The organism is Pseudoalteromonas sp. JC3 (assembly GCF_030291895.1).
Classification (GTDB): domain Bacteria; phylum Pseudomonadota; class Gammaproteobacteria; order Enterobacterales; family Alteromonadaceae; genus Pseudoalteromonas.
Genome location: NZ_CP127855.1, coordinates 1,766,301 through 1,784,269, shown reverse-complemented (window position 1 = coordinate 1,784,269; position 17,969 = coordinate 1,766,301). Strand labels below are relative to the sequence as shown.

General features: G+C 43.9%; 15 protein-coding genes. 4 read left to right on the top strand and 11 right to left on the bottom strand.

Annotation, left to right across the window (positions count from 1 at the left end; translation table 11 throughout):
• The 5 genes from cyoD to QSH61_RS07285 all read right to left on the bottom strand — a co-directional run bounded on the left by cyoD (position 1) and on the right by QSH61_RS07285 (position 4,623).
• Positions 1 to 360 carry a cytochrome o ubiquinol oxidase subunit IV gene (gene cyoD / locus QSH61_RS07305; protein ID WP_017218861.1) on the bottom strand — a complete coding sequence of 120 codons (360 nt, stop codon included), beginning with the start codon at positions 358 to 360 and terminating at the stop codon, positions 1 to 3.
• Entirely contained in the window at positions 360 to 980 is a 621-nt protein-coding gene (cyoC, locus tag QSH61_RS07300; RefSeq protein ID WP_010606488.1) for a cytochrome o ubiquinol oxidase subunit III, read from the bottom strand. The genes cyoD and cyoC overlap by 1 nt, the downstream gene beginning before the upstream one ends.
• Positions 981 to 983: 3 nt before the next feature.
• On the bottom strand, positions 984 to 2,966 hold the full coding sequence (gene cyoB, locus QSH61_RS07295; RefSeq protein ID WP_174170959.1) for a cytochrome o ubiquinol oxidase subunit I: 1,983 nt from the start codon (positions 2,964 to 2,966) through the stop codon (positions 984 to 986).
• A gap of 2 nt (positions 2,967 to 2,968) precedes the next feature.
• Positions 2,969 to 3,829 carry a ubiquinol oxidase subunit II gene (gene cyoA, locus QSH61_RS07290; RefSeq protein ID WP_502935081.1) on the bottom strand — a complete coding sequence of 287 codons (861 nt, stop codon included), beginning with the start codon at positions 3,827 to 3,829 and terminating at the stop codon, positions 2,969 to 2,971.
• A gap of 383 nt (positions 3,830 to 4,212) precedes the next feature.
• Positions 4,213 to 4,623, bottom strand: a complete 411-nt coding sequence (locus QSH61_RS07285; protein WP_174170961.1) for a hypothetical protein — start codon at positions 4,621 to 4,623, stop codon at positions 4,213 to 4,215.
• Positions 4,624 to 5,015: 392 nt separating this feature from the next.
• Between QSH61_RS07285 and QSH61_RS07280 the strand changes: the two genes are divergently transcribed.
• Complete coding sequence (locus QSH61_RS07280; protein ID WP_206471629.1) at positions 5,016 to 6,650, top strand: methyl-accepting chemotaxis protein; 1,635 nt, start codon at positions 5,016 to 5,018, stop codon at positions 6,648 to 6,650.
• Between the two features lie 303 nt (positions 6,651 to 6,953).
• On the opposite strand, the gene QSH61_RS07275 is transcribed toward QSH61_RS07280, so the two are convergent.
• Positions 6,954 to 7,409: a flavodoxin family protein gene (locus QSH61_RS07275; protein ID WP_138583305.1), complete on the bottom strand. Its 456-nt coding sequence runs from the start codon at positions 7,407 to 7,409 to the stop codon at positions 6,954 to 6,956.
• An 81-nt stretch (positions 7,410 to 7,490) separates the two neighbouring features.
• On the opposite strand from QSH61_RS07275, the gene soxR reads away from it, so the two are divergent.
• Positions 7,491 to 7,997 carry a redox-sensitive transcriptional activator SoxR gene (gene soxR / locus QSH61_RS07270; RefSeq protein ID WP_010375466.1) on the top strand — a complete coding sequence of 169 codons (507 nt, stop codon included), beginning with the start codon at positions 7,491 to 7,493 and terminating at the stop codon, positions 7,995 to 7,997.
• A gap of 13 nt (positions 7,998 to 8,010) precedes the next feature.
• Complete coding sequence (locus tag QSH61_RS07265; protein ID WP_206471628.1) at positions 8,011 to 9,795, top strand: DUF885 domain-containing protein; 1,785 nt, start codon at positions 8,011 to 8,013, stop codon at positions 9,793 to 9,795.
• Between the two features lie 159 nt (positions 9,796 to 9,954).
• On the opposite strand, the gene QSH61_RS07260 is transcribed toward QSH61_RS07265, so the two are convergent.
• The 5 genes from QSH61_RS07260 to QSH61_RS07240 form a co-directional block, all read right to left on the bottom strand.
• Positions 9,955 to 12,114 carry a S46 family peptidase gene (locus QSH61_RS07260; RefSeq protein ID WP_206471627.1) on the bottom strand — a complete coding sequence of 720 codons (2,160 nt, stop codon included), beginning with the start codon at positions 12,112 to 12,114 and terminating at the stop codon, positions 9,955 to 9,957.
• Positions 12,115 to 12,265: 151 nt separating this feature from the next.
• Positions 12,266 to 12,793 carry a hypothetical protein gene (locus QSH61_RS07255; protein ID WP_206471626.1) on the bottom strand — a complete coding sequence of 176 codons (528 nt, stop codon included), beginning with the start codon at positions 12,791 to 12,793 and terminating at the stop codon, positions 12,266 to 12,268.
• A 70-nt stretch (positions 12,794 to 12,863) separates the two neighbouring features.
• A complete protein-coding gene (locus QSH61_RS07250) occupies positions 12,864 to 13,391 on the bottom strand; it encodes a hypothetical protein (protein ID WP_174170966.1) in 528 nt (175 codons plus the stop codon).
• 70 nt (positions 13,392 to 13,461) lie between these two features.
• Entirely contained in the window at positions 13,462 to 13,989 is a 528-nt protein-coding gene (locus QSH61_RS07245; RefSeq protein ID WP_174170967.1) for a hypothetical protein, read from the bottom strand.
• A complete protein-coding gene (locus QSH61_RS07240; protein ID WP_174170968.1) occupies positions 13,986 to 16,049 on the bottom strand; it encodes a T6SS phospholipase effector Tle1-like catalytic domain-containing protein in 2,064 nt (687 codons plus the stop codon). Before QSH61_RS07240 ends, QSH61_RS07245 begins: the two co-directional genes overlap by 4 nt.
• Before the next feature lie 246 nt (positions 16,050 to 16,295).
• On the opposite strand from QSH61_RS07240, the gene QSH61_RS07235 reads away from it, so the two are divergent.
• The gene (locus QSH61_RS07235; RefSeq protein ID WP_045989109.1) at positions 16,296 to 17,891 is read left to right on the top strand and encodes an ABC-F family ATPase; all 1,596 of its coding nucleotides are present in this window, start codon (positions 16,296 to 16,298) and stop codon (positions 17,889 to 17,891) included.
• The last annotated feature ends 78 nt before the right edge of the window (positions 17,892 to 17,969 follow it).

Below are 17,969 nucleotides of genomic sequence, written 5' to 3'. Positions count from 1 at the left end.
TTAATACATCATCATGGCGTTCGATTCGTAGATGATCCAGACCGACAGCCCCACTACCATCACAATAATCAACGCACTAAAGATAAAGGAAAGCGTGCTTGCCTTGCCTTCTTCCGTAACAAAATTCAGGTGTAAAAAGTACTTTAGGTGCACCCAAATTTGCACTAACGCCGTTGTCACTAACGTCCAAAATGTCGTGCTAGATGACAAGCTGCCACTCATCACGGCAGCAAAAGGAATGGCTGTCAAAATAACGGATAGCACAAAACCAATTAGATACGACTTCACACTTCCGTGGCTGTCGTGTTCATGCTCATGAACATCCATCTGTGCTAACGCTTGAGATTCACTATGGCTCATTACATTGCCCCCATTAAATAAACAACGGTAAATACACAGATCCACACGATATCTAAAAAGTGCCAGAACAAGCTTAAGCAGCTCAAACGCGTTACCGTTTGTGGCTTAAGACCACGACGTGTCACTTCAATCATCATCACAGTCATCCAAATCAAGCCTGCCGTCACGTGCATGCCGTGCAGACCCACCAATGAGAAGAAAGAAGTCAGAAAAGCACTATGCTGCGGCCCATGACCATGTACTATCAAGTGATGGAATTCATACACTTCCATGCCAATAAACACCGCACCAAAGGCAAATGTCACCGCAAGCCAAGATAAGGTTTGCGACTTTTTCTGTTTGTTTGCCGCTATCATGGCAAACCCAAAGGTAATACTACTTAACAGTAGGGCCGCGGTTTCAACCGCAACAAAACCCAGCTCGAATATGTCTTTGCCAGACACCCCGCCTGCCGTGTTCATGTACAACACGGCATAAGTGGCAAAGAACGAAGCAAACAACAAACAGTCCGTCATCAGATATAGCCAAAAACCGAATACGGTGTTTGAACCTGTGTCATGATCTGCATGCTCGTGAGCATCTTCTAACGCATGCAGCGTAGCGGGAGTAATCGCACTCATGAATTAACCCTCCTGTAATGCGCGAGAAAGGTGGGCAGACTCAATCTGCTCAATCTCGTCAACCTGAACATAATAATCAACGTCGCTGGTGTAACAACGCTTAATAAATACCGCGATAGCACTGACAAAACCCACCGCCGCTAACCACCAAATATGCCAAATCATGGCAAAGCAAAACACGGTCAATGACGCGCTGATAAGCACTCCAGTCGGGGTATTTTTTGGCATGTGAATAGGCTGATAATGTGCAGGCTTTTGATATGCCTGTCCCTGCTCTTTCATTTCTGTCCAAGCGTCAATATCGTCAACCACAGGGGTTTTCGCGAAGTTGTAGTACTGCGGGGGAGAGTCCGTTGACCATTCCAGCGTATGCCCATTCCACGGATCGCCTGTGGTGTCTTGCAATTGCTCGCGGTTTTTGTAACTCACCACTAACTGTACCACTTGGAAAATTATCCCAAACATAATGATAAAGGCACCAATACACGCGATGTATAGCCAAATGTTCCACTCTGGCGTGTTGGTATGATTAAGACGACGTGTCATGCCCAAGAAGCCGAGCACATAAAGCGGCATAAAGGCCACAAAAAAGCCAACCAGCCAGCACCAGAATGAGGCTTTCCCCCAACGCTCATCAAGCTTGTAACCCATTACTTTAGGGAACCAGTAAGCAAAACCCGCTAGATAACCAAACACCGCCCCACCGATAATGGTGTTATGAAAATGTGCGATCAGAAAAAGACTGTTGTGCAGCACATAGTCCGCGCCTGGAATTGCAAGCAGTACGCCAGTCATCCCACCTACGGTAAAGGTCACCATAAACCCTAACGTCCAAAGGACCGGCACCGTGATCCGCAAACGACCGCGATACATCGTAAATAACCAGTTAAAGAGTTTTACCCCCGTCGGGACCGCAATGACCATCGTCATGACCCCAAAGAAAGCATTAACATTGGCGCTTGAACCCATAGTAAAGAAGTGATGTAGCCAAACAATGAAGCCCAAAATAGAAATCGCACCGCTGGCATACACCATCGACTTATAGCCAAACAGGCGTTTGCCTGTAAAGGTTGAAATAATTTCTGAGAAAATCCCAAACGCAGGCAAGATCAAAATATAAACTTCAGGGTGACCCCATGCCCAGAACAGATTGATATACATCATGGCATTACCACCGGCTTCATTGGTGAAGAAGTGGAAATCCATATAACGGTCAAGCGTTAGCATCGCTAGCACCGCAGTAAGAATTGGGAAAGACGCCGCAACTAGGATATTTGCCCAAGTACAAGTCCAAGTAAAAATAGGCATTTTCATTAGCGTCATGCCAGGTGCACGCATCTTAAATACGGTTACCAAGAAATTCACGGCGGTGAGCAATGTCCCAAGCCCGGATATTTGCAGTGCCCAAATATAGTAATCAACCCCGACACCCGGACTAAACGACAACTCCGACAATGGCGGATACGCCACCCAACCGGTTTTTGCAAACTCGCCAAATGCCAAGGACAAGTTGATCAGAATTGCCCCGCCCGCCGTCAGCCAAAAACTGAGATTATTCAAAAACGGAAAGGCAACATCTCTAGCACCAATTTGCAGTGGCAAGATGATATTCATCAAACCAATCATAAATGGCATCGCCATAAAGATGATCATGATCACCCCATGTGCGGTAAAGATCTGGTCATAGTGCTCAGGAGGTAAGTAACCGGCAGCGCCGCTTGTGGCCATCGCCAACTGCGTACGCATCATGATGGCGTCGGCAAAACCACGCATTAACATAATTAATGCCAAGATAATGTACATCACGCCTAGACGTTTATGATCGATTGAAGTGATCCAATCGTGCCACAGCACGCCCCATTTTTTGTGTTTTGTGACCATTGCCGCCACAATTAGACCAACAATCGCCACCACAGCTAACGTCACCATAATGATGGGTTCGTGATAGGGGATTGCCTCGATGGATAATTTACCAAACAACGACATAATTACTCCTCAGCCTTGCCGTGATGTGGATGCGCAGCATGCTCTGGTTTAGCGTAATAACTCATTTCGCCATGGCCCTGCATGTACTTCATAACTATGGTGTGGAATAAGCCCTGCTCTACCGAGCCAAAATATTCAACGGGGTGATATTCCGAAGGCTCAGCCAGTTGCGTGTAACGACCTGCGGTTAAGGCTTCGCCGTTTGCTTTGACATCGGCAACCCAGTTATCAAAACTTGCTTGATCTTTGGTCGCAATGGCATCGAACTTCATACCCGTAAAGCCCGCTCCACTGTAGTTAGCAGAAAAGCCTTTGAATGTCCCCGGCTCGTTGGCAATCAGGTGAAGCTGCGTTTCCATTCCAGCCATCGAGTAGATTTGGCTACCAAGCTGTGGAATAAAGAAAGAGTTCATGGTGCTTTCGGAAGTGATTTTGTACTCCACTGGTACATTCGCTGGAAACACCAACTCATTCACTGTAGCAATGCCTTGCTCAGGATAGATAAATAACCACTTCCAGTTTAGCGATACCACCTGAACAGTGAAGTGTTCACCCTTACCTTCCAACGGCTTGTACGGATCAAGTGATTGTGTAGAGCGCCAAGTGATCACCCCAAGTACAATAATAATCACAATCGGAATGGTCCAAACCACGGCTTCTATTTTGTTAGAGTGAGCCCATTTAGGTGCATAGATCTCGTGGTCACGACCGTCTCGGTACTTCCACGCAAAATATAAGGTAAGAATAATAACTGGTACTACAACGAGTAACATCAGTACAGTGGCAATGATGATCAAGGACTTCTCATCCATGCCAATTTGCCCCTTGGGATCTAAAATGCCACCACTACAGCCGGTGAGCATAAGCCCCAATGAAGCGAACGCATAATTCACAACACTACGTTTATTCAATTGATTACCCTTCAACGATAAGCTGCGGCTTATTTATCAAGCACGCTGAGTATCTATTTGTGCAAGCTATGCTGCACAAGTTCGAATTGCACTGTATCCATCAGGGAAAATGCATTAGTGAAGGGAAACGCTCCTTTGATACCAGTCACTAACCATTTACCAAATAATCGATACAGTAAACGGACAATCACATTTGCTAAGCTTACAATTCGCCCAAAAAGGACAGTAAATAGCCGATTAATGTAATTGAAACTGAATTGCTGACTGCTGATCCAAATCGCTTAAATCAAACACATTGGACTCAAATATTGCGATTACGCAAACAGGCAGCGGTATCAAAAAGGAGGAGCACGACAACCATGTGCACTAGGCACCGGTTGAGGATGAATAGCCTCAGTAGAGGCGAATGCCGTTTTACGCAGGACAACGCCAGCGCGTGTAGGCAAAATAGTATGGAAAACTAACCAATAAAGACCTATCAATAATTGTAATGACAAGATAGGCTGAGCCCAAAACTCTCCGAGCATCACCAAAACAGAGTCAGGTAGTGAATTATCTGCAAAAAGTGCTTCTAATTCAGCTACATCACCTAGCATGCCAGTGAATAATAATGCCGCGTTAAACATCATCAATGCGCTTAGCACACTGAAAATACGACCGAATAACTGCGCACGCGTCATCGCACAACTTTGATAGGTTGTGTCGTTAGTAGTAGCAGTTTGTCGAGCATAGCTTAACAGTGGCACAGATTATCCTGATGTTTTTATCTTGATAGAATTGATTAGTTCAGAACTTTCAGTCCAAACTGAAAATTCGCAGCGAGTATAACAAAGTCGCTATTCGATTCAAGCGATATCTGCAATGATCTATATCAAATTTCCTTAATCTACCTCTAACCTTCATCCTTCTCTAAGACAAAATACTTAAACACACTTATTAGAAATAGTTCTCATTCACAATCATTTACAAAACGTGAATATTAACATTTTTATTAACTATCAATTAGATAGCCGTCTGCACGGCTTAACACCTTATTCATCTTTTGTTCATGCTATTTATTTTTGGTTCGTTCTAAGTATGATCCACGCCAACTGACATCGCTGTCATTTTAACTAATTCTTTGTTACTAGAGGAACTCATGAAGCAGCTGAATAAACTCTTAGGTTTAATGAAAGTGCCCAATAAACTCAGACTCAGTCTGCTTTTGTCTGTCGTGATCATTACCCTTGTGCAACTCTCATCAGCACTCGTTTTACGAGACAGCTTAACGCAAGAAAGACACATTAATGCAAAAAACCTAATGGAAACCACAATTGCGCAACTTAATATGGTTGCCACCGAGGCCTCGCTCACCCCACAACAAAGACAAGAAAAAATAAAAAAGCTCATTGATGCCGCACGCTATGGTGATGCAGGTTACTTCTTCTTATTTGACCTAGATGGGAATATGGTAACACACCCCATTAAGCCACTGCTCAATGGCACCTCAATGACTCACCATCATGAACGCTTTATTCGCGAAGCATTCAGCCAGTTCGTCGTCATTGCGAATCAAAATCAACAAGGCTTTGCCCAATATCAATGGCCAAAACCGGGGACAAAGGAGCTTGAGGGCAAGCTCTCTTATATTGCTAACTTAGGGCACTATAACTGGGCAATTGGAACAGGCATTTACCTTCAAGACGTTGAAGAGCAATTTTATGACCGCTTCATGTTGATGACTGCTGAAACGCTCGGCTATGCGATATTACTTATTTTTCTCTCTAGCTTAATCAGCAAAAATATTACCAAGCCACTGGATAAGCTCACCCGTACAATGGGACTTATTTCAGCGCAAAAAGACCTCACCATTGCACTGAAAAGCCACGGAAAAGACGAGCTTGCCCAAATGGCTATCGCATTTAATAAAATGAACTCGCATTTTCGTGATGTACTGCATGATATCAACGAAAGCACCCATTCTTTGGCCTCCCAAGCAGAGGAATTATCCTGTATTACCGAGCAGATCCAAGCTGGTATTGGACAACAAAACAGTGAAACAGAATCAGTGCAAAACCGCATGCAATCGCTTAATCAAGTGGCACAAGCTGTCAATAATGAGTCAAAGCGTGCGCTTGATAAAGTGACAGAGACAACCACACTGACGACCCAAGGGCTGACGCATGTAGACGAAAATGTAGCAGTCATAGCGCATGCCTCTCGTAGCGTCGACTCAGCGCAACAAGCTGTGCTCGAACTACAACGCTCATCAACCGAGATTGGTGCAGTACTTGACGTCATCAAAAAAGTGGCAGATCAAACTAATTTATTAGCATTGAATGCGGCCATCGAGGCTGCGAGAGCAGGAGAACAAGGTCGTGGTTTTGCCGTGGTGGCCGATGAGGTAAGAACACTGGCCCAGCGTACGCAACAATCTACCGATGACATTCAAGCGATCATTGATAAACTGCACAATGGCGTTACCACAACCGTTGAAGAAATGGAGAGCTGCCGTGCAGCATCCGAACAAAGCCTCAAAGTGAGCCAAGAATGTAAGCACGCACTAGAACAAATCAACCTCTCCATCGCAACCGTGCATGATATTAACGTTAATATCGCCACCTGGAGTGAAAAGCAATCTGAAGATCTTAATGACATGACTGACAACATCAGTGGTATCGCAACAGTGGCAAACCAAACCGCCCTTGGCGCTGAACACACCAAAGCGTCGAGCCAGCAATTAAGCGAAATGTCACAACGACTCTCGCAAATGGTCAATGAATTCAAGGTGTGATCTTACACCTGTTTGCAGACGCGGAAGTGCGTACTTCCGCTGAGAAATGTTGGGTAGCAAGGGGGGGGTAGCGCGCCAGTCACAAAGTGCTCGGCGGGTAAACCGTCTCCTACCAGACTGATGTTACTTCGGAGTAGGAGCTGCTTTACGCAACGATCTTTAAAAGCCTTCACCCTCCTCTAAATAAACACCAGTCACAACCGCCTTATACCAGACTGGATTTACTTCAGAGTAGGAGCTGCTTCACGCAGCGATCTTTAAAAGCCATCGCCACACAACCCCACCTAACAAAATCCACAGCGATTAATCAGCATAAGGGTAATGAACATGACGCTGCTCTTGTAATTTCATACCCAAATATTCAAAGGTTCCCACCAGCATCTCAGTAAATGGTGCTGGTGCTTTTTCTTGGCATGAGGTCGACAAGATAGAAAACTGCTTTTCACGTAGCGTTCTAAGCTCCGGCTTTAACGCTTCTATGTCCATAAAGTCGGTTATTCTGTCGATAAATGCCTTCATTCTTGGTGTCACTGCATACCAATAAACGGGGGATGCAAAAATGATGTGCTCAAAACCAAGTACCCATCTAAAAAGGTTAACAAAGTCATCATCACTGTGAGAGTGTTTGTAGCAATACTCACCAATTTTGTAGCGGTCTAAATAGATGAGTTCAGCTCTTTTTTCTGCTGCTAGTGCCTTTGCAGATTGGTAGGTATTTCCATTGGGGTTTGAGCTTGAGTAAATAACGACTGTTTTCATAATGTTCAATTCCAGTTGCACTAATAATAAATTGGGTGCTACCTTAAAACCTCACCTTAAGTTAAGGTAAAGTACTAATTTATGAAAACTGAAAAATTATTAAGAGACGAGCCCAACCTCAGTGTCGGTAAGGTTGCTCAAAGAGCTGACGTTGCGGTGTCTGCTCTGCATTTCTATGAGAACAAAGGGCTTATTCGTAGTTGGCGTAATAACGGTAATCAACGCCGTTACAAAAAGGATGTGTTGCGCCGTATTGCCATTATTAAAGCTGGCCAAAAGATGGGGATAACCCTAGGAGAGATAAAAGAAACCCTTGATACTCTGCCCGACTCAAGAACACCAACTAAAGCGGACTGGGCCAAACTTTCTACAGCCTGGCAAGCAAAGCTGGACGAAAAAATCGCTTACATGCAACGTTTAAGAGACTATGTCGATGGTTGCATTGGCTGTGGCTGTTTGTCGATGAAATCATGCCCTATCTACAACCCCGATGACATCGTTGCCAAAGAGGCTAACGGTGCGGTGTGGTTGGATGAGCCAGACAAAGCAAATAAAGCAAAATCTTGTTATGATAGCGAAAACCATTAAATAGGACACAATAATGAAAAAGACTGCCTTGTGCATGGCGCTAGCCATGGCAATGGGCCTGACTGGCTGCTCACTTTCTCCTTCGTCTGTCGAGACGACGCCTTCAGCTTCACAGCAAACAGTAGCAACAAATGCACAATTCGCTGACTTTTCTCAGCAATTTATCAATGACTTATGGAAACAGTACCCAGAAGCGTCGCTCTGGGCAGGCTTTGGCAAGTACGACGATATTATCACTGTACCAACCCAAGCGACTCGTGATGCAAGTGTTGCCTTCTCTCAGGCGCAACTGGCTAAGTTACAACAGTTCGACCTTGCTAACTTAAGCAATAGTCAAAAAATCGATTATCACTTGATTGAAAATCGCCTAAAACGCGATATCTGGCATATTGAAACCTTCAAAAGCTGGCAGTGGAATCCGTCAAACTACAATGTTTCTTATGGCTTTGCGACGATACTCAATAGCCGCTTTAAAACGGATGACGAAAAGCTCAAGCTCGTTTTAGCACGTCTTCAATATGTGCCAGCGTATTATGAAGCAGCACAAAACAATATTAACAATCCAACGCTCGAATATACTCAGCTTGCGATTGCACAAAACCAAGGCGCATTTAGTGTATTAAACGACGAGTTGCTTGATAAACTCGCGACTTCATTATTAACAGCCGAGGAAAAAGCCCTATTCAAGCAGCGCTTCGCTGCCGCGAAATCTGCCATCAATGGATATGTATCTTACCTTAGCAACCTTGAAAAAGAGTTAAGCGAAAACGGTAATGCGCGCTCATTTAGAATTGGTGAGAAGCTGTACGAAGAAAAATTTGCCTTTGATATTCAGTCTGGCTACACCGCCAAGCAAATGTATGAAAAGGCAATGGCCGACAAAGCCCGTGTTACTAATGAAATGGTTAAGATTGTTGATCAACTCTGGCCAACGTATTTTGCTGACAAGCCACGCCCAAAATCTGACATTGATGCGATTGCCACCCTTATCAAGCACCTTTCGGTCAAACACGTAAAGCGTGAAAACTTTGTGAGCGAAATCAAAGCGCAAATTCCAGAGCTTGAAAAGTTTGTGATGGAAAAGGATCTCATCACGCTAGACCCTGAAAAGCCGCTAGTTGTTCGCGAAACGCCTGAATATATGCGCGGCTTTGCTGGCGCTTCAATCAGTGCTCCGGGCCCATACGACAAAAAGGAGAACACCTATTATAACGTGTCTCCGCTGGACTCAATGAGCGACGAGCAAGCTGAATCGTATCTACGTGAATACAACCATTGGATCCTGCAGATCCTAAATATTCATGAAGCCGTGCCAGGCCATTACACTCAGTTGGTTTACTCTAACGAATCTCCGTCTTTGGTGAAGAGTATCTTAAGCAATGGCGCGATGATTGAAGGCTGGGCAGTATACACTGAGCGCATGATGCTAGAAGAAGGCTATGGTAACTTTGAGCCTGAAATGTGGTTAATGTACTACAAGTGGAATCTACGTGTGATCTGTAACACTATCCTAGATTACGGTATCCAAGTAAAAGGAATAAGCAAAGAAGAAGGCTTAGATCTGCTGATGAATGGGGCTTACCAAGAGCGTGCAGAAGCCGAAGGTAAATGGCGCCGTGCAACCTTGAGCCAAGTACAATTAACCAGCTATTACTCTGGTTATCGCGAAATTTACGACTTCCGTGAAACGCAAAAACAAAAGCTTGGAAAGGAATTTGACTTAAAGACATTCCACGAAGAGTTCTTAAGCTTTGGTAGTGCTCCGGTGAAGTATATCCGCCAGTTAATGGCAAAGTAACATAATAATGCCGGCCTCATGGCCGGCATTATTTTTCGACAAAATTGATATCACCCGTAGGTCGGCCTTAGGCCGACTAACGTTTAAACCTAAAGGGTACCCTTTAAACCCAAAGACTACCCTTTAAACGTTGGGGGGATTGTCGACCTAAAGGTCGACCTACTTTACTATCTTCATTTCATCTAACAGGTTTTGTGCATTATCAACCTTGTCCATTACCCATAACATGTAACGCGAATCAACATGAATTGAGCGGTTTAGGTTTTTATCGTAATCCCAGTCACCAATAATGCTTTCATATACACCGTCAAACAGTAAACCTACTAACTCCGCTTTCCCGTTTAAGGTCGGCGAACCTGAGTTACCACCTGTGGTATCCACGTTAGAAAGGAAATTCACCGGTACGGTATTCATGCCACCTGTATATTGACCATATACTTTTTCGCGGATCAACTGCTGTTGCTTTTTCGGCGCGTTAAATGGTTCAACATCAGTATTTTTAGCCAGTAACCCTTCAAGTGAAGTAAATGGCGTTGCCACTAAGCCATCTTGCGGTGAGTAGCCACCTACCGTACCGTAAGTGACACGGAGTGTGCTGTTAGCATCTGCGTAAACTGGCTTATTTTGCGACTTGTTGTAAGCAATAATGGCTTCCATCAAAGCTGGACGTGCAGATTGCTGCTTACCAGCCAATTCTTTTTCTTCATCTTCGATTTGCTTCATCACTGCAAAAATCGCTTTTGCATATTGAATGAATGGATCAGAGCTTTGATTTAACTGCTCAAGCTCTAAATCTAACATCCAAAGACGGGCTTTTTCATCAGCAAGCTTAGAGTTAGCATACATCTCATCTAGCAGCGCTTGGTGTTTTGCTTTATTGAAGCCGCTTTCGAGTTGAAGCTGCTTATCGACTTCAGTTAAACGCGCTTCTTTTGGCAAGGCTGCATAAAGCTCCATGAAGTAAAGCATAATCGCTTTATCAACTGTTTCATCATAGCGGCGCGTCATACGCTGAAGCCCCGCTTTGATTTTTGGCATATCACGTTCTTGATAACCACTCTCACGCTCAGCATCAGGCTTTTGTTTTTCAACCGCCAAGCGATAAAGCTTACGCGCAGTAGACATCATTTGCGAACGGTGGATATAGCCAACCATCATATCACGCTCATAATGAGCTTGAGATTGAGCAACCAACTCGCTCAATTCGTTTAGCACGGCGCCATACTTTGCTTTACGGTCTGCATCGGCATTGATCCAAGTGCTAAGATCGCGCTCAAATTGCTGCTTGCGGCTATACATACTGCCTTTTTTGAAGCTTTCAATCATAGAGCCAAAGTTTTTGATGTAGTTGTTGTAACCTGCAATGGTGCTTTCATAGGCGATACGAGCTTGCGACCCTTCTGGTGCATTTTCTTCAATTAGTGCCACATACTTTGAGTTATGTTTACGTACCATGGGGTAAACCGTGTTAAACACATAATCTACTTCAGAAGCAATGCGATAACGGTTGGTACGACCCGGATAACCCGTCACCATTACAAAGTCGCCCTCTTGCACGCCTTTTGCACTCACACTCAAGAATGACTCTGGGTTGTAGGGTACGTTATCTTTAGAAAACTCAGCGGGTTTACCATCTTTACCCACATATGCACGGTAAAAAGCAAAGTCGCCAGTGTGACGAGGCCACATCCAGTTATCTATATCGCCGCCATATTTGCCCACGCCCATCGCTGGCGTGTATGCCAGACGGACGTCTTTTATCTCTAGCGATTTAATGAGGTAATATTCCAATCCACCATGAAAGGTATAAACATTACAGCGATAGCTTTCATCTTGCTCACACTCGGCAACAAGCTGTTTGCGCTTACTGTCAATGGCATCAAAACGTGCTTTACCGGTCAGTGAGTCTGTCCCAGCATTAACTTTATCCGTTACGTTCGACACTTCTTTTGTCACATAAACGCGTGAGCCCGGTGCCGCTGGCAAGTCTTCACTTGGCTGTTTTGCTAAAAAGCCATTTTCAAGAATATTGTTATCTGTTGTTGAATTGTATTGAATAGAGCCGTATGCACAGTGATGGTTTGTCACCACCAGACCTTTAGGAGAGACAAATGACGCCGTACAACCACCTAAGCTAATCACCGCATTCATCGGGAACTCAGTGAGTTTTGAAATTGACTTAGCATCAATCTCTAGTCCTTTAGACTTTAAAATAGATTCAAGTTCAGGTAGTTGATGTGGTTGCCACATGCCTTCATCGGCAGCAACGTACTGAGAAAAGGCCAACACCATGGCCGCGGAGATAGCTTTAATACGCATATTCCAATCCTAAATGTTATATTATTTTAATTGCGGTCAGTAATGTGACCCAAGATAGCGCCAAATAGCAATTTATTTCGGTGGAATTCGATAAACCGATGTAAACAACCATGCAGAAAGTACCAAGATAAAACGTCTAGTTTTCACTTTTTTAGCGAAACATTTCATCGGTTAATTCAAAGGGTTCCCAAGTCGCTTGTGCCGAACCAATTTCTTCTAAAATGCGTCCTTCCACGCCATCAAACGGTGCATTAGAAATCCACATTTTTACTTCTCCCTTTTCACCAAACCCAAAGATGATATAGGGATCAAGATCGGTTTCTGTTTCGCCTGTGTAATGGGTAATGCTCGGTAAATTACCCGCGATTTTGTACGCCTTGTCTCGCTGTACTATAAACACAGCACGATAATGCCTGCCTTGCTTATAATCCCACCATTCTGCTTGAACTTTATGTGGGATCTCAGCTCCCCAAAACACACCTTTCTTTTGAGCGTTCCCCCAGCAACAGCCTATAGCACCAGCGGGAGGGGAAAATCTATCATCAAATATCAATTTCACCATCAAATCGCTTTTTTCGTACGAAGAAATACCTATATGTAATTTTTCTAGCTCGGTATGTGAAGAGCAACTGCAAAGCAACATTACTGCCAGTAAAACGGTATAGAACTTATTGAACATCCTTTTCTCCAAGTCGAACATCCCTAGTCTCATTTGTTTTTTATCTTAACTTTGGATTGTGGGCGCTTATCTAATTAAACATCTCATCGGTTAATTCAAAGGGTTCCCAAGCCGCTTGCGCCGAGCCAATTTCCTCTAAAATGCGCCCTTTAACTCCTGCAAATGCTGAATTAGAAATCCACATTTTTACCTCACCTCCTTCACCAAACCCAAAAATGATGAATGGATTCACATCATCATCAACACGTCCTGATGCAAATGTAACAGGAGTCAATTCGTCAATTATATGGTAGGCTTTCTTCCGCTGAACTTTGAATGAAGCTCTGTAAAGTTTTGCTTGCTTGTAGTCTCGCCATTCAACATCCACTTTATGTGGGATCTCAGCTCCCCAAAACACACCTTTCTTTTGAGCGTTCCCCCAGCAACAGCCTATAGCACCAGCGGGAGGGGAAAATCTATCGTCAAATATCAGCTTTACCATCAGGTCACTTTTTTCATAAGCGGAAATGCCTATATGTAATTTTTCGAGCTCGGAATGTGAAGAGCAACTGCAAAGCAGTATTACTGCCAGTAAAACGGTATAGAGCTTATTGAACATCCTTTTCTCCAAGTCGAACATCCCTAGTCTCATTTGTTTTTTATCTTAACTTTGGATTGTGGGCGCTTATCTAATTAAACATCTCATCGGTTAATTCAAAATGTTCCCAAGTCGCTTGTGCCGATCCGATTTCCTCTAAAATTCGTCCTTCGACGCCATCAAACGGTGCATTAGAAATCCACATTTTTACTTCACCCTTTTCACCAAAGCCGAAGATAATATAGGGCTCAACATCGGTTTCTGTTTCGCCTGTGTAATGGGTAATGCTAGGTAAATTACCCGCGATTTTGTACGCCTTGTCACGCTGTACAGTTAACGCTGCACGATAGTGTTTTCCCTGCTTATAATCCCACCACTGCGCTTTTACTTTATGTGGTATTTCGGCTCCCCAAAACGATCCATTTTTTTGCGCATTCCCCCAACAGCAACCTATTGCGCCCGCTGGGGGGGAAAATCTATCGTCAAATATCAGCTTTACCATCAGGTCACTTTTTTCATAAGCGGAAATACCTATATTTAATTTTTCGAGCTCGGTATGTGAAGAGCAACTGCAAAGCAGTATTACTGCCAGTAAAATGGTATAGAGCTTATTAATCATCCTTTTCTCCAAATTGATTTATTTCCATTTTTATACGCTTTCCAAACTTGTACCTGCGGTAGCGCTTTTGCATTATTGTAAAACATTTCCCTTTGTCCATTTTCAGTGGCGTATTTTGCCTTTCTTTCAGCTCCATGAGCCATTTTATCCACAGCTCCCGTAAACCGAGAACTAATATGAATATAATGCTCGTATAACTTCTGCCAAGCTTGGCTTGCTGGCCCAGCTTTAAGAGCTTTAGGTACCAAAGTTGCGACCTCGTTGCTAAGTTCATAAGGGTAGATACTTTGAAGACGCGCCATATCTTTTAGCGGAACGCCATGTTGAATTGCCTCGTTATACATGTGGTGCAGTCCATAATGGGCAAGGGTATTATCTATTTTACGTCTCCAAACGGGCCGGTATGTGGTGTAAAAATCCTTATCTCTTCCCGAGCGACTAGCACCATATCTTAGCCTTTTAAAGCGATAGACCATATCCACGTTAATACCAGGCCACTGATATTTATGTTCAATTGCCAATTTCGCCTGTTGTACTTTTGCTTCATGCTCTGGATTTCCGGGAATGCCACGAATGCGCTTTAAAGGATACTCAATATCAAAACTGATAGGGGCATACCCGCCCCCAATATCAGAATGAACGCCTGGCAAGTGGACTTCCTTGTGATTAGCAAACAAACTGCCATCTTTATTTTTTAATGAGCTTAGTGGGAATTTATCACGCCGCTCATCCCAAGCCGTTAAGTGATATACAGCCCCAGCACTGGCTTGATTAAGATCGAGTCTAGCCGCCTTCTCTAACTCATCTCTAGCATACAGCTCACCATGATCATTATCTCCATCCCCTCCAATAGACGCGACGGTATCGAAAATACCAACAAAGCGAAATACCACCTCTTTACCAACCAATCTAATATCTTGCGCTTCTCTCATTTCATTAACCAGATTAACAAATGCCCTTGCTGCCGCTGCACCACGACTAAAACCGAAACAATCTACCAATACATTTTGACAAAGCCGTATATTGTTACCCTTAAGAAATAGACGTAACTTAGATATCGCGCTCGTTAACCTTTCATCGAAACTATAGGCTATAGCTAAATCTACGATCGAGTCTTTCTTTCCTGCCGCTGTGCCGACTCCTTCTATGTATTCTGAAAAAACAAACTTTTTTCCAGTGTCATACAACTCATGGAGCTTAGCGATATTCGTCGGCTCTTTATCATCAAATGGGTCCAAAATATCGTTGTACTTGTTGTTGCCTGTACCATCAAAGAAGATCCCGATACTCGGAGGCTCGCTAATAAAATATAGGTGTATATTACCCTCACCTGACACTCTGTGTTTAATCAGCTGCACTCCGCCCTCAGCGCCAATCTTAAGTGCTTTTACTTTTTCTATATCAAGTAGGTCTGCATATGGCACATTGTTAAAAAGCACCTGCTCCGGCACACCTAAGATTTTTGCTTTTAGGCTATAGCGACCATCTTCACTCAACTTGCCGAATATCAGAGGCGTTTGTGTTGCCCCTTCAGAGGCTCTGGACAATGTGGGAGTATTAGCACCTTTGATCACAAAACTCCCCGCCAACTCCCCTTCCAGCGACACCAATATGCGCTTTTCAGCCACCTCAGGTGATTTATCGACGTTAATCGAGGCCAATACCTGTTCAACCGGTGTTAACGGGTCTAATTGGCTTGCGCCAATGGGCTGATTAGGATCAACCCCACCACTCCTTGTAAAGGCATTGTTTCTAATCTCTGCTTTGAAATAAGACTTGCGTTTAACGATGATTAGCTGCTCTCTAAAACCGGCAGCACTGCCAGACCTTACACTTTGTAAGCCCTTTTTGGTCTTTATAAAAACACGAGTAAATTCGTCACGCTTAACATGGCGCCAATTATGTCTTTGTTGCAATACTATCCAATCACTGGCATGAGGCTTTAGTTGCGTTCTAATTTCTGACGGTAAATGAGCGGTTGTGGTATGGGGTGGTAAGACTTCAAGCTCATCGATTTGTTGGTCAATCAACCAATTATGTTTTTCTTCAACTATTTTCATCCTTGTTCACCAGAGTTAGTTTTTATATCATCCTTTCGCATTAAAACAGGCTAACATTTAACCGCCCAATTGGTAAATAAAATTTAATAAAATCGTAAATAAAACGTCTTATGACGATAAGTTTTCAACGTCTAGGTCTTTGCTATATCAGCCGCAAAAGTAATGTGTGAGTTAGCCAAACTTTTTACATCATTTGTCACCCATAAATGATAGGATCGCCGCAATTGTCAGTAATGAGTCAAATTTATGCTTTCGTGTAACAACATCACTATGCAGTTTGGTGCAAAACCACTGTTTGAGAATATTTCCGTTAAGTTTGGTGACGGTAACCGCTACGGCCTAATAGGCGCTAACGGCTGCGGTAAATCCACCTTTATGAAAATCCTAAGCAAAGAGCTAGAGCCAAGTGCAGGTAACGTAAACTACGATCCAAACGAGCGCATCGCTAAGCTAAATCAGGATCAATTTGCCTACGAGCAATATACGGTTGTAGACACAGTGATCATGGGTCATAAAGAGCTGTGGGAAATCAAGCAAGAGCGCGATCGCATTTACTCATTACCTGAAATGAGCGAAGAAGACGGCATGCGTGTTGCCGACCTTGAAACGCAATTTGCTGAAATGGATGGCTATTCCGCAGAAGCAAAAGCGGGTGAATTACTCCTCGGTGTGGGTATTCCAACCGAGCAACATTATGGCTTGATGTCAGAAGTTGCTCCGGGCTGGAAACTGCGTGTACTACTTGCACAGGTATTATTTGCAGAGCCAGATATCATGCTCCTAGACGAACCAACCAACAACTTGGATATCTATACTATCAAGTGGTTGGAAGACGTATTGAATCAGCGTGATTGTACTATGATCATCATCTCGCACGACCGCCACTTCTTAAACTCAGTGTGTACACATATGGCGGATATCGACTATGGCGATCTGCGTATTTACTCAGGTAATTATGATGAATACATGTTTGCTGCGACGCAAGCTCGCGAGCGCCTGTTGTCAGACAATGCTAAGAAAAAGGCGCAAATCGCTGAGCTACAGCAGTTCGTTTCGCGCTTCTCTGCAAACGCCTCAAAAGCGAAGCAAGCGACATCTCGTGCTAAGCAAATTGACAAGATCCAACTGGAAGAAGTTAAAGCATCAAGTCGTCAAAATCCATTTATTCGCTTTGAGCAGGAAAAGCCGCTATTCCGTAACGCACTTGAGCTTATCTCGCTATCACAAGGTTATGACGACACCCTATTCTCTGACCTAAATGGCCTTGTTGAAGTTGGCGAGAAAGTTGCCATCATCGGTGAAAATGGTGCCGGTAAAACGACACTACTCAACACCTTAGCAGGCCGTAAAGCGCCACAATCAGGTGAGTATAAATGGTCAGAAAACGCCAATATTGGTTACTATGCGCAAGACCATGCTGACGAATTTGAAAAAAATCTGGATCTTTTCCAATGGATGGAACAGTGGCAACAGCCAGGCGATGACGAGCAAGTCGTACGCGGCTTCCTTGGCCGTATGCTGTTCTCTCAAAACGACATCAAAAAGTCAGTTAAGGTGATCTCAGGTGGTGAACAAGGCCGTATGCTATTTGGTAAAATCATGATGCATAAGCCAAATATCCTACTAATGGACGAACCAACGAACCACATGGATATGGAATCAATCGAGTCTCTCAACTTGGCACTTGAACAATACGAAGGTACATTATTCTTCGTATCGCACGACCGCCAGTTTGTCTCATCACTTGCAACGCGCATTTGGGAAATTAAAGACGGTAAGATCACCGACTTCCATGGTACGTACGACGAATACCTCGCGAAGAAAGCGGCTGAAGCCGTATAAGATTAGACTGTAAAGGGCCAAATTGGCCCTTTGTATTTTCTCAAGCACATCGGATCTTTGCCCCCTCACAAACCAGCA